At 62.3% G+C, this 12,841-nt stretch carries 11 protein-coding genes; 8 read left to right on the top strand and 3 right to left on the bottom strand.

Going from position 1 to position 12,841, the window contains the following annotated elements; genetic code table 11:
- Positions 1 to 36: 36 nt before the first annotated feature.
- The 3 genes from PZH32_RS08980 to PZH32_RS08990 are packed head-to-tail and all read left to right on the top strand — an operon-like array spanning position 37 to position 2,528.
- Positions 37 to 921, top strand: a complete 885-nt coding sequence (locus tag PZH32_RS08980; RefSeq protein WP_275207653.1) for an electron transfer flavoprotein subunit alpha/FixB family protein — start codon at positions 37 to 39, stop codon at positions 919 to 921.
- A gap of 15 nt (positions 922 to 936) precedes the next feature.
- Positions 937 to 2,232, top strand: coding sequence for an FAD-dependent oxidoreductase (locus PZH32_RS08985; RefSeq protein WP_275207655.1), 1,296 nt, complete (start codon positions 937 to 939; stop codon positions 2,230 to 2,232).
- A complete protein-coding gene (locus PZH32_RS08990) occupies positions 2,229 to 2,528 on the top strand; it encodes a 4Fe-4S dicluster domain-containing protein (protein WP_275207656.1) in 300 nt (99 codons plus the stop codon). Before PZH32_RS08985 ends, PZH32_RS08990 begins: the two co-directional genes overlap by 4 nt.
- A gap of 594 nt (positions 2,529 to 3,122) precedes the next feature.
- Here the strand turns inward: PZH32_RS08990 and PZH32_RS08995 are convergent.
- A complete protein-coding gene (locus tag PZH32_RS08995; protein WP_275207657.1) occupies positions 3,123 to 4,334 on the bottom strand; it encodes an acyl-CoA dehydrogenase family protein in 1,212 nt (403 codons plus the stop codon).
- 264 nt (positions 4,335 to 4,598) lie between these two features.
- Positions 4,599 to 5,252 (bottom strand): TetR/AcrR family transcriptional regulator C-terminal domain-containing protein, encoded by a 654-nt coding sequence (locus PZH32_RS09000; protein WP_275207659.1) that lies wholly within the window; start codon positions 5,250 to 5,252, stop codon positions 4,599 to 4,601.
- Positions 5,253 to 5,574: 322 nt separating this feature from the next.
- Between PZH32_RS09000 and PZH32_RS09005 the strand changes: the two genes are divergently transcribed.
- Positions 5,575 to 7,656, top strand: a complete 2,082-nt coding sequence (locus PZH32_RS09005) for an FAD-dependent oxidoreductase (RefSeq protein WP_275207661.1) — start codon at positions 5,575 to 5,577, stop codon at positions 7,654 to 7,656.
- A gap of 112 nt (positions 7,657 to 7,768) precedes the next feature.
- Positions 7,769 to 8,953 (top strand): acyl-CoA dehydrogenase family protein, encoded by a 1,185-nt coding sequence (locus PZH32_RS09010; protein ID WP_275207663.1) that lies wholly within the window; start codon positions 7,769 to 7,771, stop codon positions 8,951 to 8,953.
- 287 nt (positions 8,954 to 9,240) lie between these two features.
- Here the strand turns inward: PZH32_RS09010 and PZH32_RS09015 are convergent, their stop codons facing one another.
- Positions 9,241 to 10,026, bottom strand: coding sequence for a phage tail protein (locus tag PZH32_RS09015; RefSeq protein ID WP_275207665.1), 786 nt, complete (start codon positions 10,024 to 10,026; stop codon positions 9,241 to 9,243).
- Between the two features lie 270 nt (positions 10,027 to 10,296).
- Here PZH32_RS09015 and coaD point away from each other — a divergent pair, with 270 nt between their 5' ends.
- From coaD to PZH32_RS09030, 3 genes are all read left to right on the top strand, one after another.
- On the top strand, positions 10,297 to 10,797 hold the full coding sequence (gene coaD, locus PZH32_RS09020) for a pantetheine-phosphate adenylyltransferase (protein ID WP_275207666.1): 501 nt from the start codon (positions 10,297 to 10,299) through the stop codon (positions 10,795 to 10,797).
- Between the two features lie 218 nt (positions 10,798 to 11,015).
- Positions 11,016 to 11,786: an electron transfer flavoprotein subunit beta/FixA family protein gene (locus PZH32_RS09025; RefSeq protein ID WP_275207668.1), complete on the top strand. Its 771-nt coding sequence runs from the start codon at positions 11,016 to 11,018 to the stop codon at positions 11,784 to 11,786.
- A 60-nt stretch (positions 11,787 to 11,846) separates the two neighbouring features.
- A complete protein-coding gene (locus PZH32_RS09030; protein ID WP_275207670.1) occupies positions 11,847 to 12,827 on the top strand; it encodes an electron transfer flavoprotein subunit alpha/FixB family protein in 981 nt (326 codons plus the stop codon).
- Positions 12,828 to 12,841 lie beyond the last annotated feature (14 nt).

The following is a 12,841-nucleotide window of genomic DNA, read 5'->3' on the forward strand; positions in this document are numbered from 1 at the left end:
TTCCCCCCGCATTCTCATAGAAAGGCTGAGTTGATTATGAAAGCACTGGTTATTGCCGAGCATGGAGACGCCGCCCGCGAGCTGTGCGCCGGGGCCCGCACCCTGGCCGACGAGGTGGTGCTCGTTACCTTGGGGGAGACTCCCGAGGGCGTATCCGACAAGACCGTCGTGGTGACGGTGCCCGAAGGTGCCGTGGCCGATGATGCCGCCGCAACTGTGGTTGCCGTTTTCGATGCCGAGCAGCCGCAGGTGGTGCTGGCCGAGCCCACGCGCCATGTGAAGTCCATCGTGGGTCGCGTGGCTGCCCACGCGGACGCCGCCGTCATCACCGATGCGAGCGCCATTACGGCCGACGGAGCCGAGAGCCTCTACTTCGGCGGTGTGGGCGAGCGCGTTCAGAAGGCCGTCGGCGCCGTGGCGTTCTACACGGCGGCCCCCGGCACCTTCGCCGAGGCGGTGCCCTCGGGTGCCGGCGTGGTGGAAGAGGCTGCCTGGGTGGCCCCTGCCAAGCCGCTGCGCCTGAAGTCCTCCCGTGTGCGCGAGAAGGGCGGCGCCGATCTGTTCAAGGCCGACGTGGTAGTGGCCGCCGGTCGCGGCTTCACCGAGGAGTCGCAGCTTGACTGGGCGCGCGATCTGGCCGACAAGCTGGGCGGCGGCCTGGCCTGCTCCCGTCCGCTGACCGAGGGCGTCGACTGGATGCCCCAGAGCACCTATGTGGGCGTGTCCGGCCTGATGCTTACGCCGAAGGTGTACGTGGCCTGCGGTATTTCCGGCCAGATGCAGCACATGGTGGGCTGCAACCGCTCCGGCGCCGTGTTCGCCATCAACAAGGACAAGAACGCCCCCGTCTTCAAGCAGTGCGACTACGGTCTGGTGGGCGACATTGCCGATGTGCTGCCGGCTCTGACGGCGGCTCTGTAGGAGAAGGAGAGACCCGTGGCAGACTTCGACATCATCGTCGTCGGTTCCGGCTGTGCCGGTGCCGTGGCGGCCTACACGGCGGCCTCGGCGGGCAAGAGCGTGCTCGTGGTGGAGCGCGGCAACTTCGCCGGCGCCAAGAACATGACCGGCGGCCGCATCTACAGCCACTCCCTCAAGGAGGTGTTCCCCAACTTCGAGGAGGAGGCGCCCCTGGAGCGCAAGATCACCCACGAGCGCATCGCCATGATGGATCCGGCGTCCTCCATGACCATCGACTTCACGAGCCCCGAGCTGGCCCGCGAGGGCGCCGACTCCTACGCGGTGCTGCGCGCGCCCTTCGACCAGTGGCTGGCCGAGAAGGCCGAGGAGGCCGGGGCCGAGTACATCTGCGGTATCGCCGTGGAGGAGCTCATGCGCGACGAGTCCGGCAAGGTGACGGGCGTGCGCGCCGGTGAGGACGAGATCACCGCCGAGGTGGTCATCGTGGCCGAGGGCGTGAACTCGCTGCTGTGCGAGCGCAGCTTGGGCAACCCGCGCCCGAAGCCGAGCCAGATGGCCGTGGGCATCAAGGAAGTGTTCGAGCTGCCCGCGAACGTCATCGAGGACCGGTTCCTGGTGCCCGAGGGCGAGGGCGCGGCCATGCTGTTCGTGGGCGACTGCACCCACGGCAAGGTGGGCGGCGGCTTTTTGTACACGAACAAGGACTCCATCAGCCTGGGCCTCGTGGCCACCATCTCTACGGCCGCGGCGGGGGAGAACCCCACGCCGGTCTACCAGATGCTCGAGGACTTCAAGAACCACCCGGCCGTGGCTCCCATCATCCGCGGCGCGAAGATGGTGGAGCATTCGGGGCACATGGTGCCCGAGGGCGGCTACAACATGATCCCGCAGTACGTGTTCGACGGGGCCCTGGTGGCCGGCGAGGCGGCGGGCCTGTGCATGAACATGGGCTACCAGGTGCGCGGCATGGACTTCGCCGTGGCCTCCGGCCGCATGGCCGGCGAGGCCGCCGTCGAGGCCCTGGACGCCGGCGACACCAGCGCCGCGGGACTCAACGGGTACAAGACCCGCATGGAGGGGTCCTTCGTCATCAAGGACCTGGAGACCTTCCAGAAGTGGCCCCACGTCATGGAGGAGTGGGACGCCATGTTCAACGATTACCCCGTCATGGTGCGCGAGGTGTTCAACGCCCTGTTCTGCGTGGACGGCCAGCCCCAGGAGCACCTGATGAAGCGCATGATGCCCATTGTGAAGAAGCGCGGCCTGTTCAAGCTGGCCCGCGAGATGAGAGGAGCGGTGAAGGCCCTATGAGTCAGATCGCACCGATCACGGTGAACGTCGACGAGCTCATCGCCGTGAACAAGTACGAGGTGGACGAGGAGAACGCCCACATCGAGCTGGTGGACGACCCGGACATCGAGGAGTTCAAGAAGCTCGTGCGCGTCTGCCCCGCGGCGCTGTACAAGATCGACGAGAGCGGCGCCACCAGCTTCGACTACGCCGGCTGCCTTGAGTGCGGCACCTGCCGCATCGCCTGCGAGGACACCATCGTCAAGAAGTGGGAGAACCCCCAGCCCACCATGGGAGTGGAGTACCGCTTCGGGTAAGAGTAAGGACACCCGCGGAACCAAGTGAGGCCCCGTCGCGCAGGCGACGGGGCCTCTATGCAAATATGGCCATGCAGCGGGCGGGGGCGGCGTCCCCGGAGGGCACCGTCTGAACACTGCCTTGAAAAGGCGGCCGAAGGCCGCAAAGTGAAAGCATGAGGGAGTGCAGCGCCCGAGCGAAGCAGGCAGCGGAGCGGCGCGTGCCCGGAGCGGGACACCGCCCCCGTCCGCGGACTGGTGGAGCAACCCGCAATCGCCTAGCAACCGCGCGCAAGGCCGAAGGCCGAGCAAGCGGGCGCGGTGCTGGTGGAGGCGCCCCTCCTAGGTTCCAGGAATGGTCAGTTTGGTTCCCTGCGGGAAGCCAAAATCGGCCGATTTGGTACTCATTACGAGTAAAACACCAGGTCAGCTTTTACCTTCCATGGCAACGAGGGAACCAAACCGCCCGATTCTGGAACTTAGTTCTGGAGCTTAGGGGGTGTTGCCTGGATGTTTTGGAACTTGGAGGAATGTCGCCTACGTTTTCTGCCGCACCAACAAGAAATGGCCCCGATAGGGGCCATTTCGCGTGTTTGAGGATAGAGGCAGCCTCGCTTACAGGTTCGTGCCCGCAATCCAGTTCTGTTCGGGGTACTCCACGATGCCGTTGTGCTTGTCCATCTCGCGGGCGATGGTGATGCGCTGAATGGTGGGCGCGCCCTCTTCCAGCCACATGGCGCGCACGTCGCGGTACAGGCGCTCGGTGGGGCCGTAGGGGGAGTCCTCGAAGTAGCCGTCGCCGCCGAAGATCTCCAGCATCTCGTCGGATACCACGCGGGTGGTGTCGATGGAGAAGAGCTTGCACATGGCGGCCTTCTCGGCAATGTAGGGGCCGTGGGGGTCCTTGTCGTACTCGTCGGCGAACTCGATGACCATGCAGCGCAGGGCGTGGATCATGGTGGCCATGTTCGCCAGCTTCATCTTGATGGCCTGGCGCTGCATAATGGGCTTGCCGAAGGTGACGCGGTCGCGGGCACGGGCGATGGAGATCTCCAGCATGCGCTGGCACATACCCAGGTTGGAGTCGGCAATGTGCACGCGGGAGACGGCCAGGGAGTGCATGGCCACTTCCATGCCCTGTCCCTCCTTGCCCAGCAGGAACTTGGGCGGCAGCACCACGTTGGTCATCTTGAAACCGGCATGACCGGCGCCACGGCAGCCCATCATGTGGGGCATGGGCACCAGCTCGAAGCCCGGGGCGTCCATGGGCACCCAGAAGGCGGAAAGGCGCTCGTCGCCTTCCTTCTCGGGGTCGGTCTGCGCGATGACGTAGGCGTACTGGGCCACGTCGGTGTGGGAGATGAGCCATTTCTCGCCGTTGAGCACCCAGTTGCCGTTCTCGTCCTTCACGGCGGTGGTGTGCACGTCGGCGCCGGTGCCGCCGGTCTGCTCGGTCAGGGCGAAGCAGGTGAACACAGACTTGTCAGCGAACTGCGGCATGAACTCGGCCTTCAGCTCCTCGCAGCCGTAGTCGTCAAGGATGCGCCAGTTCAAGTCGGCCGCGTAGTGCAGATGCATGCGCATGCCGCCAGGGCCGCGGGAGAACTCCTCCTGCACCTGGAGGATTTCCTTCTCATTGAAGCCCCAGCCGCCGTACTGCTCGGGCAGGGCGTAGCGGTACAGGTTGTTGGCGATGGCCATGTCGATGAATTCCTGGGGGAACTTGTTGGTGACCTCCACCTCTTTCTGCATTTCCTCGAAGGGGCCCTCCGCTAGCTCGCGGACGGTCTTGAGGAATGCGCGGAACTCCTGCTCAGTCAACTTCATAGCTTCTCCTTGTCGTTCTTACCCTCTGCTCCGACGGGGCGACGCTCCAAGGGGCTGCCCCGCATCGTGCCTTATCTACAGTTTGCCAGCTTATGTGGGGAAAAGTCTAATGGGAAACGCGCCCATGTTCGTCCTGTTCCATAGGCGCTTTCTATAATGCGCCCCTCGGCGTCTATGATCCGACGGCTTTGGGGCGCTTGAAGATTGCGACGCGCCGACGGCCGCCCGGAAGGGGGACGCCGGCACCTTAAGGCTCTGGAATGGCTAGAGGTTGCGGCGCATCTGCGCCTCTTTGATCTCGTTTTCCAGGGAGTTGTGAATAATGTTGGCGAAGGGACCGCAGTCGCTGGCCAGATGCTCGACGGAGTTCTGGTCGCAGCGGCGGATGTAGTAGTACAGAAAAGCGCAGGTGTAGAACTCGGCCAGAAAGTCGATGTTCTCGCGCGGCAGGTAGCGGTTGGACAAAATGATGTCGATGTCCTTCTTCATGGCGTCAAGATAGAGCGCGTAGAGATAGTTCCGCAGGGAATAGGGGCCGTTGTCCACCAGCGCCTGGCGGTAGAAGTTGCGGCGTCCCTCCAGCACCTCGGCGAAGCACTCGAAGAACTCGGCGTGGTCCAAGGAGCGCACGCCGGACTTCTGCATAATATAGTAGGGGAAGCGGGCACAGGGGTTTTCAGTGTCGTCCTCGTAGAGCAGCACCGACTCCGAGAAGTGCTGCTTGAGCACTTGCCCCAGGTCGTAGCGGAAGATCCAGATGATCAGCTTGTCCTTGTTCTCGAAGTGATAATAGAACGTCTTGCGGTTCTTGTTGGTGCGCTCGACGATGTCGCTGATGGACACCTTGCGCAGCGGCATCTCATCGCACAGGGACACGAACGCGTCTGAAATAAGAAGCATAGTATTGAGGGCGTTCATCTCGCAGCATCCTTCCTCTCCTCGGAAAGCTTCTGGGCCTATTATACGCAATTCCACTCAGGTTTAGGACATATTTAATCAAATGTGTAATAGGTTTTGCAATGAACCATTAAAAATGTCCCAATTGATGGGCAAAACCTATTAAATTTGGCGATAAATCCTATAGTTCAACGATAAAAGCCGATACCAGAATACACAGAATTAAAAATCTGTCCATCGTAAAACGAAGTGAAGTGCGTAGAATAAAAGCCACGAGGAGACTTGAGGGAAAAACTCTCAATAACCTTTACATTCTGTGGGGAAGTAATGAAAGGAGTAAGCTGTGGCGAAGTACCAGAAACTTCTGGAGCCGCTCAATATCGGCAACGTGCAGCTGCGCAACCGTTTCGTGATGCTGCCTATGACCATCGAGAAGGTGGACAACTATCACGTCACCGATGACTTGGTGGACTTCTATGAGCAGCGCGCCAAGGGCGGCGTGGGCCTGATCGAGATCGGCTCCTGCTACGTGTGCGATTGCTTCGGCACCGAGCCCAAGTACCATACGACCACCGGTGCTTGCGGCTGCTGGGACGACCAGTTCATCCCGGGTTATCAGAAGATCGCCGAAGTGTGCCACAAGCATGGCGCGAAGGTGGCCGCTCAGCTGCAGCTGTGCTACGAGTGGCGCGCCAACGGCGACGATCCGCTGCTGTCCTATGCTCCGTCCAAGGACGTGCCCTCCGGCCCGTTCGTGGGCATGCCCGAGCGTGAGTACACCAAGGAAGAGATCGCCATCGTGGTGAAGCAGTACGGCGAGGCCGCCAAGCGCTGCAAGGACGCCGGCATCGACATCATCGAGATTCACGCCGGTATCGGCTACATGGTGATGCGCTTCCTCTCCAAGTACTCCAATCATCGTACCGACGAGTACGGCGGAAGCCCGGAGAACCGTGCCCGCCTGCTGACCGAGATCATCGACGAGATCCACAAGACCTGCGGCGACGACATGCCGATCCTGGTCCGCATTTCCGCCGACGACCTCATGCCCGACGGCAACCGCATCGAGGACACCCTCGAGCTCATTCCGATCATCGAGGCTCACGGCGTGGACGCTTGGTCCATCCAGGCCGGCTTCCATGAGGCTCCGCGCCCCGTGGCCAACCAGATCGTTCCCGAGGGCGAGTTCATCGACCTGGCCAAGCAGTGCAAGACCGTGACCAGCAAGCCCGTGTTCCCCGGCACCCGTATCAACACCCTTGATATGTGCGACAAGGTGGTCAACGAGGGCTACGGCGACGCGGTGGGCATGGCCCGTCAGTTCATCGCCGACCCGGCCACGGCCGCCAAGGTGGCTGCCGGCCATCCGGAGCAGGTTCGTCCCTGCATCGTGTGCTCCCGCTGCCTGGACAACATCTTCATCGGCAAGCCGTGCCAGTGCTCCGTCAACGCCAACGTGTGGCAGGGCGTGGAAGTGGGTCTGCCCGAGGATCATCCGGCGACCGAGCAGCAGCACGTGGTTGTCGTGGGCGCCGGCCCCGGCGGCATGGAGGCTGCCCGCGTTGCCGCTCTGCGCGGCCACAAGGTGACCGTGGTGGATCACTCCGATCGCGTGGGCGGTCTGCTGAACATGGCCCAGGTGCTCAATGCCAACATCGAGCCCCTCGTGTCCTACTGGCAGGGCGAGGCCAAGCTGCATGACAACATCAAGGTGGTGCTCAAGCAGGACGTCGACGTCGACTACCTGAAGACGCTCAACCCCGATCAGGTCATCCTGTCTCCCGGCGGCGGCATCATTCCGCTAGACGTGCCCGGCATCGACGGCAAGAACGTGGTGAAGTCCGAGGACATCAAGGCCATGTGCAACGGCGTGGTTCCCGAGGGCAAGGGCATGATCTGGAAGGCCGCTGTGGCTGCCATCAAGGCTCAGGGCGGTACCGTGGGCTTCATGCGCATGGGCCTGAACATGAAGAGCGGCCCGACCGCCATCGTGGGCAAGAAGGTTGTCGTTGTGGGCGGCGGCTTCGCCGGCCTGGAGGTTGCCGAGGCCATGTGCGACGGCCGTGAGATCACGGTTATCGACGAGGCCAAGAAGATGGGCAACGGCATCGGCATCATCGACAAGAACCCCACCATCAACCTGGTGAAGTCCAAGGGCGTGAAGCTCATGCCGCTCACCAAGCTGATCGAGGTGACCAAGAAGGGCGCCAAGGTCAAGAACGTGGAGACCGGCGAGGAGCAGCTGCTCGAGTGCGATACCGTGCTCACGTCCCTGGGCGTCGAGTCCAACACGAAGCTCTACGACGAGGTCGTCAAGGTTTGGCCCCATGCCAAGCTCATCGGCGACGCCACCACCCCCGACGGCAAGGTGTACCGCACCCTCGAGGCCGTCAAGGGCGGCTACGAGGCCTCGATGGCCATCTAGCCAACAGGTTTCACGGCGGGCGTCGTGAACGAATCCGGCGCCCGCTCTTTTCAATGGGTTCAAACGCAGGAGCGTTTTGAATAGAAGGCAAAGGTTCCTTAAGGAGGAAGAAATGGATTTCAGCTATTCCCAGCAGCAGCTCGAGATCAAGCGCGGCATTCGCGAGTGGGGCAAGAAGCACCTGACCGAGGAAGTTATCGCTGCCGGTTACAAGAACCGCGGCATTGCTCCCGAGGTTGCCAAGGCCTGGGTTGATGACGGCTGGGGAATGTACGGTCTGCCCGAGGAGTACGGTGGAAAGCCCGTTGATCACCAGACCATGGCCATGATCATCGAGGAGCTGAACCACTGCGGCGGTAACATCCCCATGGCTCCCAACCTGCTCATCATGTTCGACATGGTCGAGTTCGGCAGCCCTGAGCAGATCCAGTACGCCATCGACTACTACCAGGAGAACGGCTACCCGCCGTACTGCCTGGCCATCTCCGAGCCCGAGGCCGGCTCCGCCAACCAGTACATGACCACCACCGCCACCAAGGACGCCGACGGCAAGATCCACATCAACGGCACGAAGACCTGGGTGACCTCTGGTGAGAACTCCGACGGCTTCATCGTGGTGTGCAAGGACGAGGACCCCTCTCCCGAGAACAAGGAGATGTCCATGTACCTGGTGCCCGCCAACTCCAAGGGCGTCACCATCGAGCCGCTGAACAAGATCGGCATGCAGATCATGCCCTTCTCCAAGATCATCTTCGACGACGTCGTGGTTGACGAGAGCGCTCTGCTGGGCATCAAGGGCAAGGGCTTCCTGCAGCTCATGAAGAACTTCGAGTGGGAGCGCTGCGTGCTGCTGGCCGAGCTCCTCGGCGAGGCTCAGGCTGCCATGGACGACGCTTGCAAGTGGACCAACGAGCGTCAGCAGTTCGGCAAGGGCATCAAGACCTTCCAGCTGGTTCAGGAGCACATCGTTGAGATGCAGATCGCTCTGACCAACACCCGTAACTTCCTGTATCGCACCTGCTGGAAGATGGACAACGGCATTCCGGTCAACAACGACGCCGCTATGCTGAAGCGCTACGGTGCCCCGGCTCTGACCGACGTGTGCTCTCGCGCCCTGCAGCTCATGGGCGGCCTCGGCTTCACCGATGAGACCCGCGTGTCCCGCCTCATGCTCGACTGCCGTGGCTTCCAGATCGGTGGCGGCACCGTCGAGATCATGGTGCACATCTCCGGCCGTGGCATCCTCAAGGAGTACGCCAAGGCCGAGCAGGATCCGGATTACCTCTGGACCATCTAAGTTGGCGCCAGCCGCTTAAGCTCGAGCAACCTTGCTCTGTGAGAGAACCCGCTTCGGCGGGTTCTCTTTTTTGTCGAGAACGGGGTAGGTGTCGATGCGGCAGAAATTGGCCATGGCGCTCGACATAGGGTGGGGGAGAAGACAGGCGGGAGGGTGGGGAGTTGGAAAGCGGAAAGGGAAGATGAGCAGATGGGGAGATTGTTCGAGGGAGTTGCGAAAAGGGCCCGCGGATAATCGCGGGCCCTGCAAGTTCGAGGAGATAGGGGAGAGCGCTGGAGAAGGGCGCTTTATTTGCTCTTGGCCTCTTCGGCCTCTTCGATGCGCTTGCGGATTTTCGCCTTAGTGCGGCGGCCGTGGCAGGTCATGCCGATCTTGCGGATAGTGCACGTTTTCACGTTGTGGCAGTAGGCGCAGCCGCGGCGCTTCTTCTTGGTCTCGTTGTACAGGCCGATGATGCCGAGGGTGCTCCACTGATCCGACACGGTGCCTTCGTCATCGGAGGTCAGCCCCAGGCGCTTCTCTGCTTGGGTGAAGAACACGAGGGTCTTGTTCATGGTGAGCGGGAAGTCCTCGGTGCCCGACTCCAGGGTGCTGCCGCGATGCAGCCCGCGCTCGTGGGCGTCGTCGGCCACGGCGGCGGCCAGCTTGTCGGCGGCCATCGAAGTGAGGGCCTCCAGGCAGGCGCGGAACAGCAGCTCGTCGAGCTCGTTGTGAACCAGTCGGTCGTGGAGTGCTTCGATTTCCTCGTTGGTGCCCACGGTGGATACCACCATGGCGGTGTGCTCGGCGTCGCTCATGCGCTCATAGGCGGCCTCGCCGTAGAGGATGGCCAAGGTGCCCACCAGCTTGATGGCCGGCGTCACATACTTGGGGGGCAACGTGCAGGTGGCCGGGTTGAACAACTTGTACACGCCGCGGGGGTGCAGCTGGGCGCACAGGGCGTCGGCCATGGGCGCAATGGAGTCGACGAGCATGGGGTCATCGCTTAGCTCCTGGTCGAGGAAGGCCTCGACCACGGCAGGATCGATCTGCTCTACCGAGCAGTCGATTTCGTGGACGGTATGAACCTGCATAGCCCCTCATTTCCTCATTGATGCTTATTTATGGGACTATTTTAGCAATAAATCCAAAATGAAAAGGGGAGAATAGCGCTTTTACGGGTGAAATGCGCCAATTTGAAAGTAATTTAATGGACAAAAATAAATATATGTGTATATACCGTTTTCAGTCGATTTCCTACAATTGCACCAAACGATCTCATCGACGCCCGAGGGCTCTATTACACTGGGATCATCGCTAAGCGCGGGGGACGCAGAGGCCCTCGCAAATGACAGGAGGGTCTTTTGAAGCGCGCACTTACTCCGGGTACCTTCGATCCTATTACCGTGGGTCATATCGATATCATCACCCGTGCCTCGCAGCTGGTGGACGAAGTCATCGTCTCGGTGGCGGTTTCGGCTAAGAAAAAGCCCCTCTTCTCCCTGGACGAGCGCGTGGAGCTGGTGCGCCAGGCCACGGCCCATCTGCCCAACGTGCGCGTTGAGGCCTTCGATGAGTTGCTCGTCGATTTCGCCCGGCGCATGGACGCCACGGCGGTGGTCAAGGGCCTGCGCGCCATTACCGACTTCGAGTACGAGTTCCAGATGACGGCGCTGAACTATCAGCTCGACAAGGAGCTGGAGACGGTGTTCATCATGTCCACGCCTCAGCACATGTACCTGTCCTCGTCCATTGTGCGCGAGATTGCCTCGCTGGGCGGCGACGTGTCGCAGTTCGTGCCCCCCTGCGCCAATGAGGCGCTCATTCGCAAGTACGCCGAACTGGGAGTCACACCTCAGAAGTAGGACAAAAGCCTGCGGCTTAGGGGTTTTCCCATCTCAGTATTCCCCCAAGCTATAGGTTTTGTCCCTTTCACTTTGAAATAATCCAATATTAATTTTACCCAAATTAGCTGATTCGTCCATCACTCACGGTCAAAAGGCCGCGAGTATGTATGTTGCTGCGAATGAGCCTCCCGTACAATAGTCAATAAGCTGAAAAAGAGCGAGCGGGAAGGGTAAAGATGAACATTATTGTGTGCGTGAAGCAAGTGATCGATACCGAAGCGGTCATCGAGCTCGACGACGCCGGGGATGTGGTCCTTGAAGGCCAGACCCTGGTCATTGATCCCTACAGCGAATTCGCCGTGGAGCGGGCCGTGCAGCTGAAGGAGCAGTTGGGCGGAACCGTCACCCTTGTCTGCTTGGGCACCCAAGATTGCCTGTCCGCCGTGCGCCATGGTCTGGCCATGGGCGCCGACGATGCCGCGCTCGTCGAGGACGACCAGTGGCTCGAGCGCGACGCGGCCTTCGTGGCCGCTGCTCTGGCCGCCGCCGTCAAGGACCGCGGGGCCGATCTTATCATGGGCGGCTGGAAGTCGGGCGATACGGCCAGCGCCCAGGTCATGGGCCGTATGGCCGCTCTGCTGGACCTTCCCCTTGCCAACATGGCCACGGGCCTTGAAGTGGCCGACGGTACCGCGACGGTTTCGTGCGAGGTGGACGATGGCGTCGAGGTGGCGTCGCTGCCCCTTCCTGCCGTTATTGCTGCGCAGCAGGGCCTGGCCGAGCCCCGTTACCCCTCGGTGCGCGATGTCATGCAGGCCCGTCGCAAGAAGAGCGACGTGGTGCCCGTAGCCGATCTGGCCGTTGAGGGCGACGGCCTGGACGCCCTGACGGTGGTCGAGCGCACCTTGAAGCCGGCCCGCAGCGGCGGCCGCATCATCGAGGGCGAGTGGAACGAGGCGGTAGCGGAAACGGCCCGTTTGCTCGTCGAAGAGGCCAAGGTCTTCTAAGCGCCGCGGGCTGTCTTACAGGAATCTGTTGCTATTCGCTATACATTGAAAGGGCTTACCATGGCTGATATTTGGGTGGGCATCAACGGTGCCGGACAGACGCTTCGTCAAGTGAACAAGGAGATGCTGAGCGCCGCCCGCGCGCTGGCCGACGCTCAGGGAGCGTCCGTGAAGGCAGTGGTGTGGAACGACCCCGAGGGCGCGCTCGATGCCGAGGTGGCGGCCTGGGGTGCCGATCGCCTGGTGCGTGTCGCGGCTTCCGAGGAGCGCCTGGGCGCCGAGGCGCTCGGCCGCACCTTGGCCGCGCTGGCGGGCGAGGGAGCTCCCGCCGTGCTGCTTATGGCCGACGGCGCCGAAGCGCGCGAAGTGGCCCCCGCCCTGGCCCAGAAGTTGGGGGCGCCGCTGGTGTCCGACGTGGTGGCCATCGAGGCGGCCTCCCCGGTGGTGTTCTCGCGTCTGCCCTACACGGCGAAGGTGGTGGAGCGCGTGGCGCTCAAGGAGGGCGTGACGGCTCCCGTGGTGGCCACGGTGCGCCCCAAGGCCCTGCCTCTGGGCGAGGCCGTCGAGGGCCGTGCCGTCGAGGTGGTAACGGCCCCGGCCGATGCCGCTGCCTGCGCGAAGGCCATCCAGGACGTAGTACGCTCGGCTTCCGACCGCGTGGATTTGGGCGAGGCCGACATTGTGGTGTCCGGTGGCCGCGGCTGCAAGGGCCCTGAGGGCTTTGCGGTTATCGAGGCTCTGGCCGACTCCCTGGGAGCCGCCGTGGGCGCCTCGCGTCCCGCCGTGGACGAGGGCTGGGTAGACATCCAGTACCAGGTGGGCCAGACCGGCAAGACCGTGGCCCCCACGCTCTACATTGCCTGCGGCATTTCCGGATCCATTCAGCATATGGCCGGCATGGCCGCCTCCAAGTGCGTGGTGGCCATCAACAAAGATCCCGAGGCCGAGATCTTCGAGCTGGCCGACTACGGCATTGTGGCTGATTTGTTCGACGCCGTGCCCCTGCTCCAGAAGGAGCTGGCGGCCCGCGTTCAATCGTAGGGGAGTAAACGAGG

Source organism: Adlercreutzia equolifaciens (genome assembly GCF_029076695.1).
GTDB classification, from domain to species: domain Bacteria; phylum Actinomycetota; class Coriobacteriia; order Coriobacteriales; family Eggerthellaceae; genus Adlercreutzia; species Adlercreutzia equolifaciens_A.

What these genes read in the sequence shown, in the direction of transcription:
- PZH32_RS08980 (WP_275207653.1), top strand. Translation starts at nt 37, where the DNA reads ATGAAAGCACTGGTTATTGCCGAGCATGGAGACGCCGCCCGCGAGCTG.
- PZH32_RS08990 (WP_275207656.1), top strand. Translation starts at nt 2,229, where the DNA reads ATGAGTCAGATCGCACCGATCACGGTGAACGTCGACGAGCTCATCGCC.
- PZH32_RS08995 (WP_275207657.1), bottom strand. Translation starts at nt 4,334, where the DNA reads ATGAAGTTGACTGAGCAGGAGTTCCGCGCATTCCTCAAGACCGTCCGC.
- PZH32_RS09000 (WP_275207659.1), bottom strand. Translation starts at nt 5,252, where the DNA reads ATGAACGCCCTCAATACTATGCTTCTTATTTCAGACGCGTTCGTGTCC.
- PZH32_RS09010 (WP_275207663.1), top strand. Translation starts at nt 7,769, where the DNA reads ATGGATTTCAGCTATTCCCAGCAGCAGCTCGAGATCAAGCGCGGCATT.
- PZH32_RS09015 (WP_275207665.1), bottom strand. Translation starts at nt 10,026, where the DNA reads ATGCAGGTTCATACCGTCCACGAAATCGACTGCTCGGTAGAGCAGATC.
- PZH32_RS09025 (WP_275207668.1), top strand. Translation starts at nt 11,016, where the DNA reads ATGAACATTATTGTGTGCGTGAAGCAAGTGATCGATACCGAAGCGGTC.
- PZH32_RS09030 (WP_275207670.1), top strand. Translation starts at nt 11,847, where the DNA reads ATGGCTGATATTTGGGTGGGCATCAACGGTGCCGGACAGACGCTTCGT.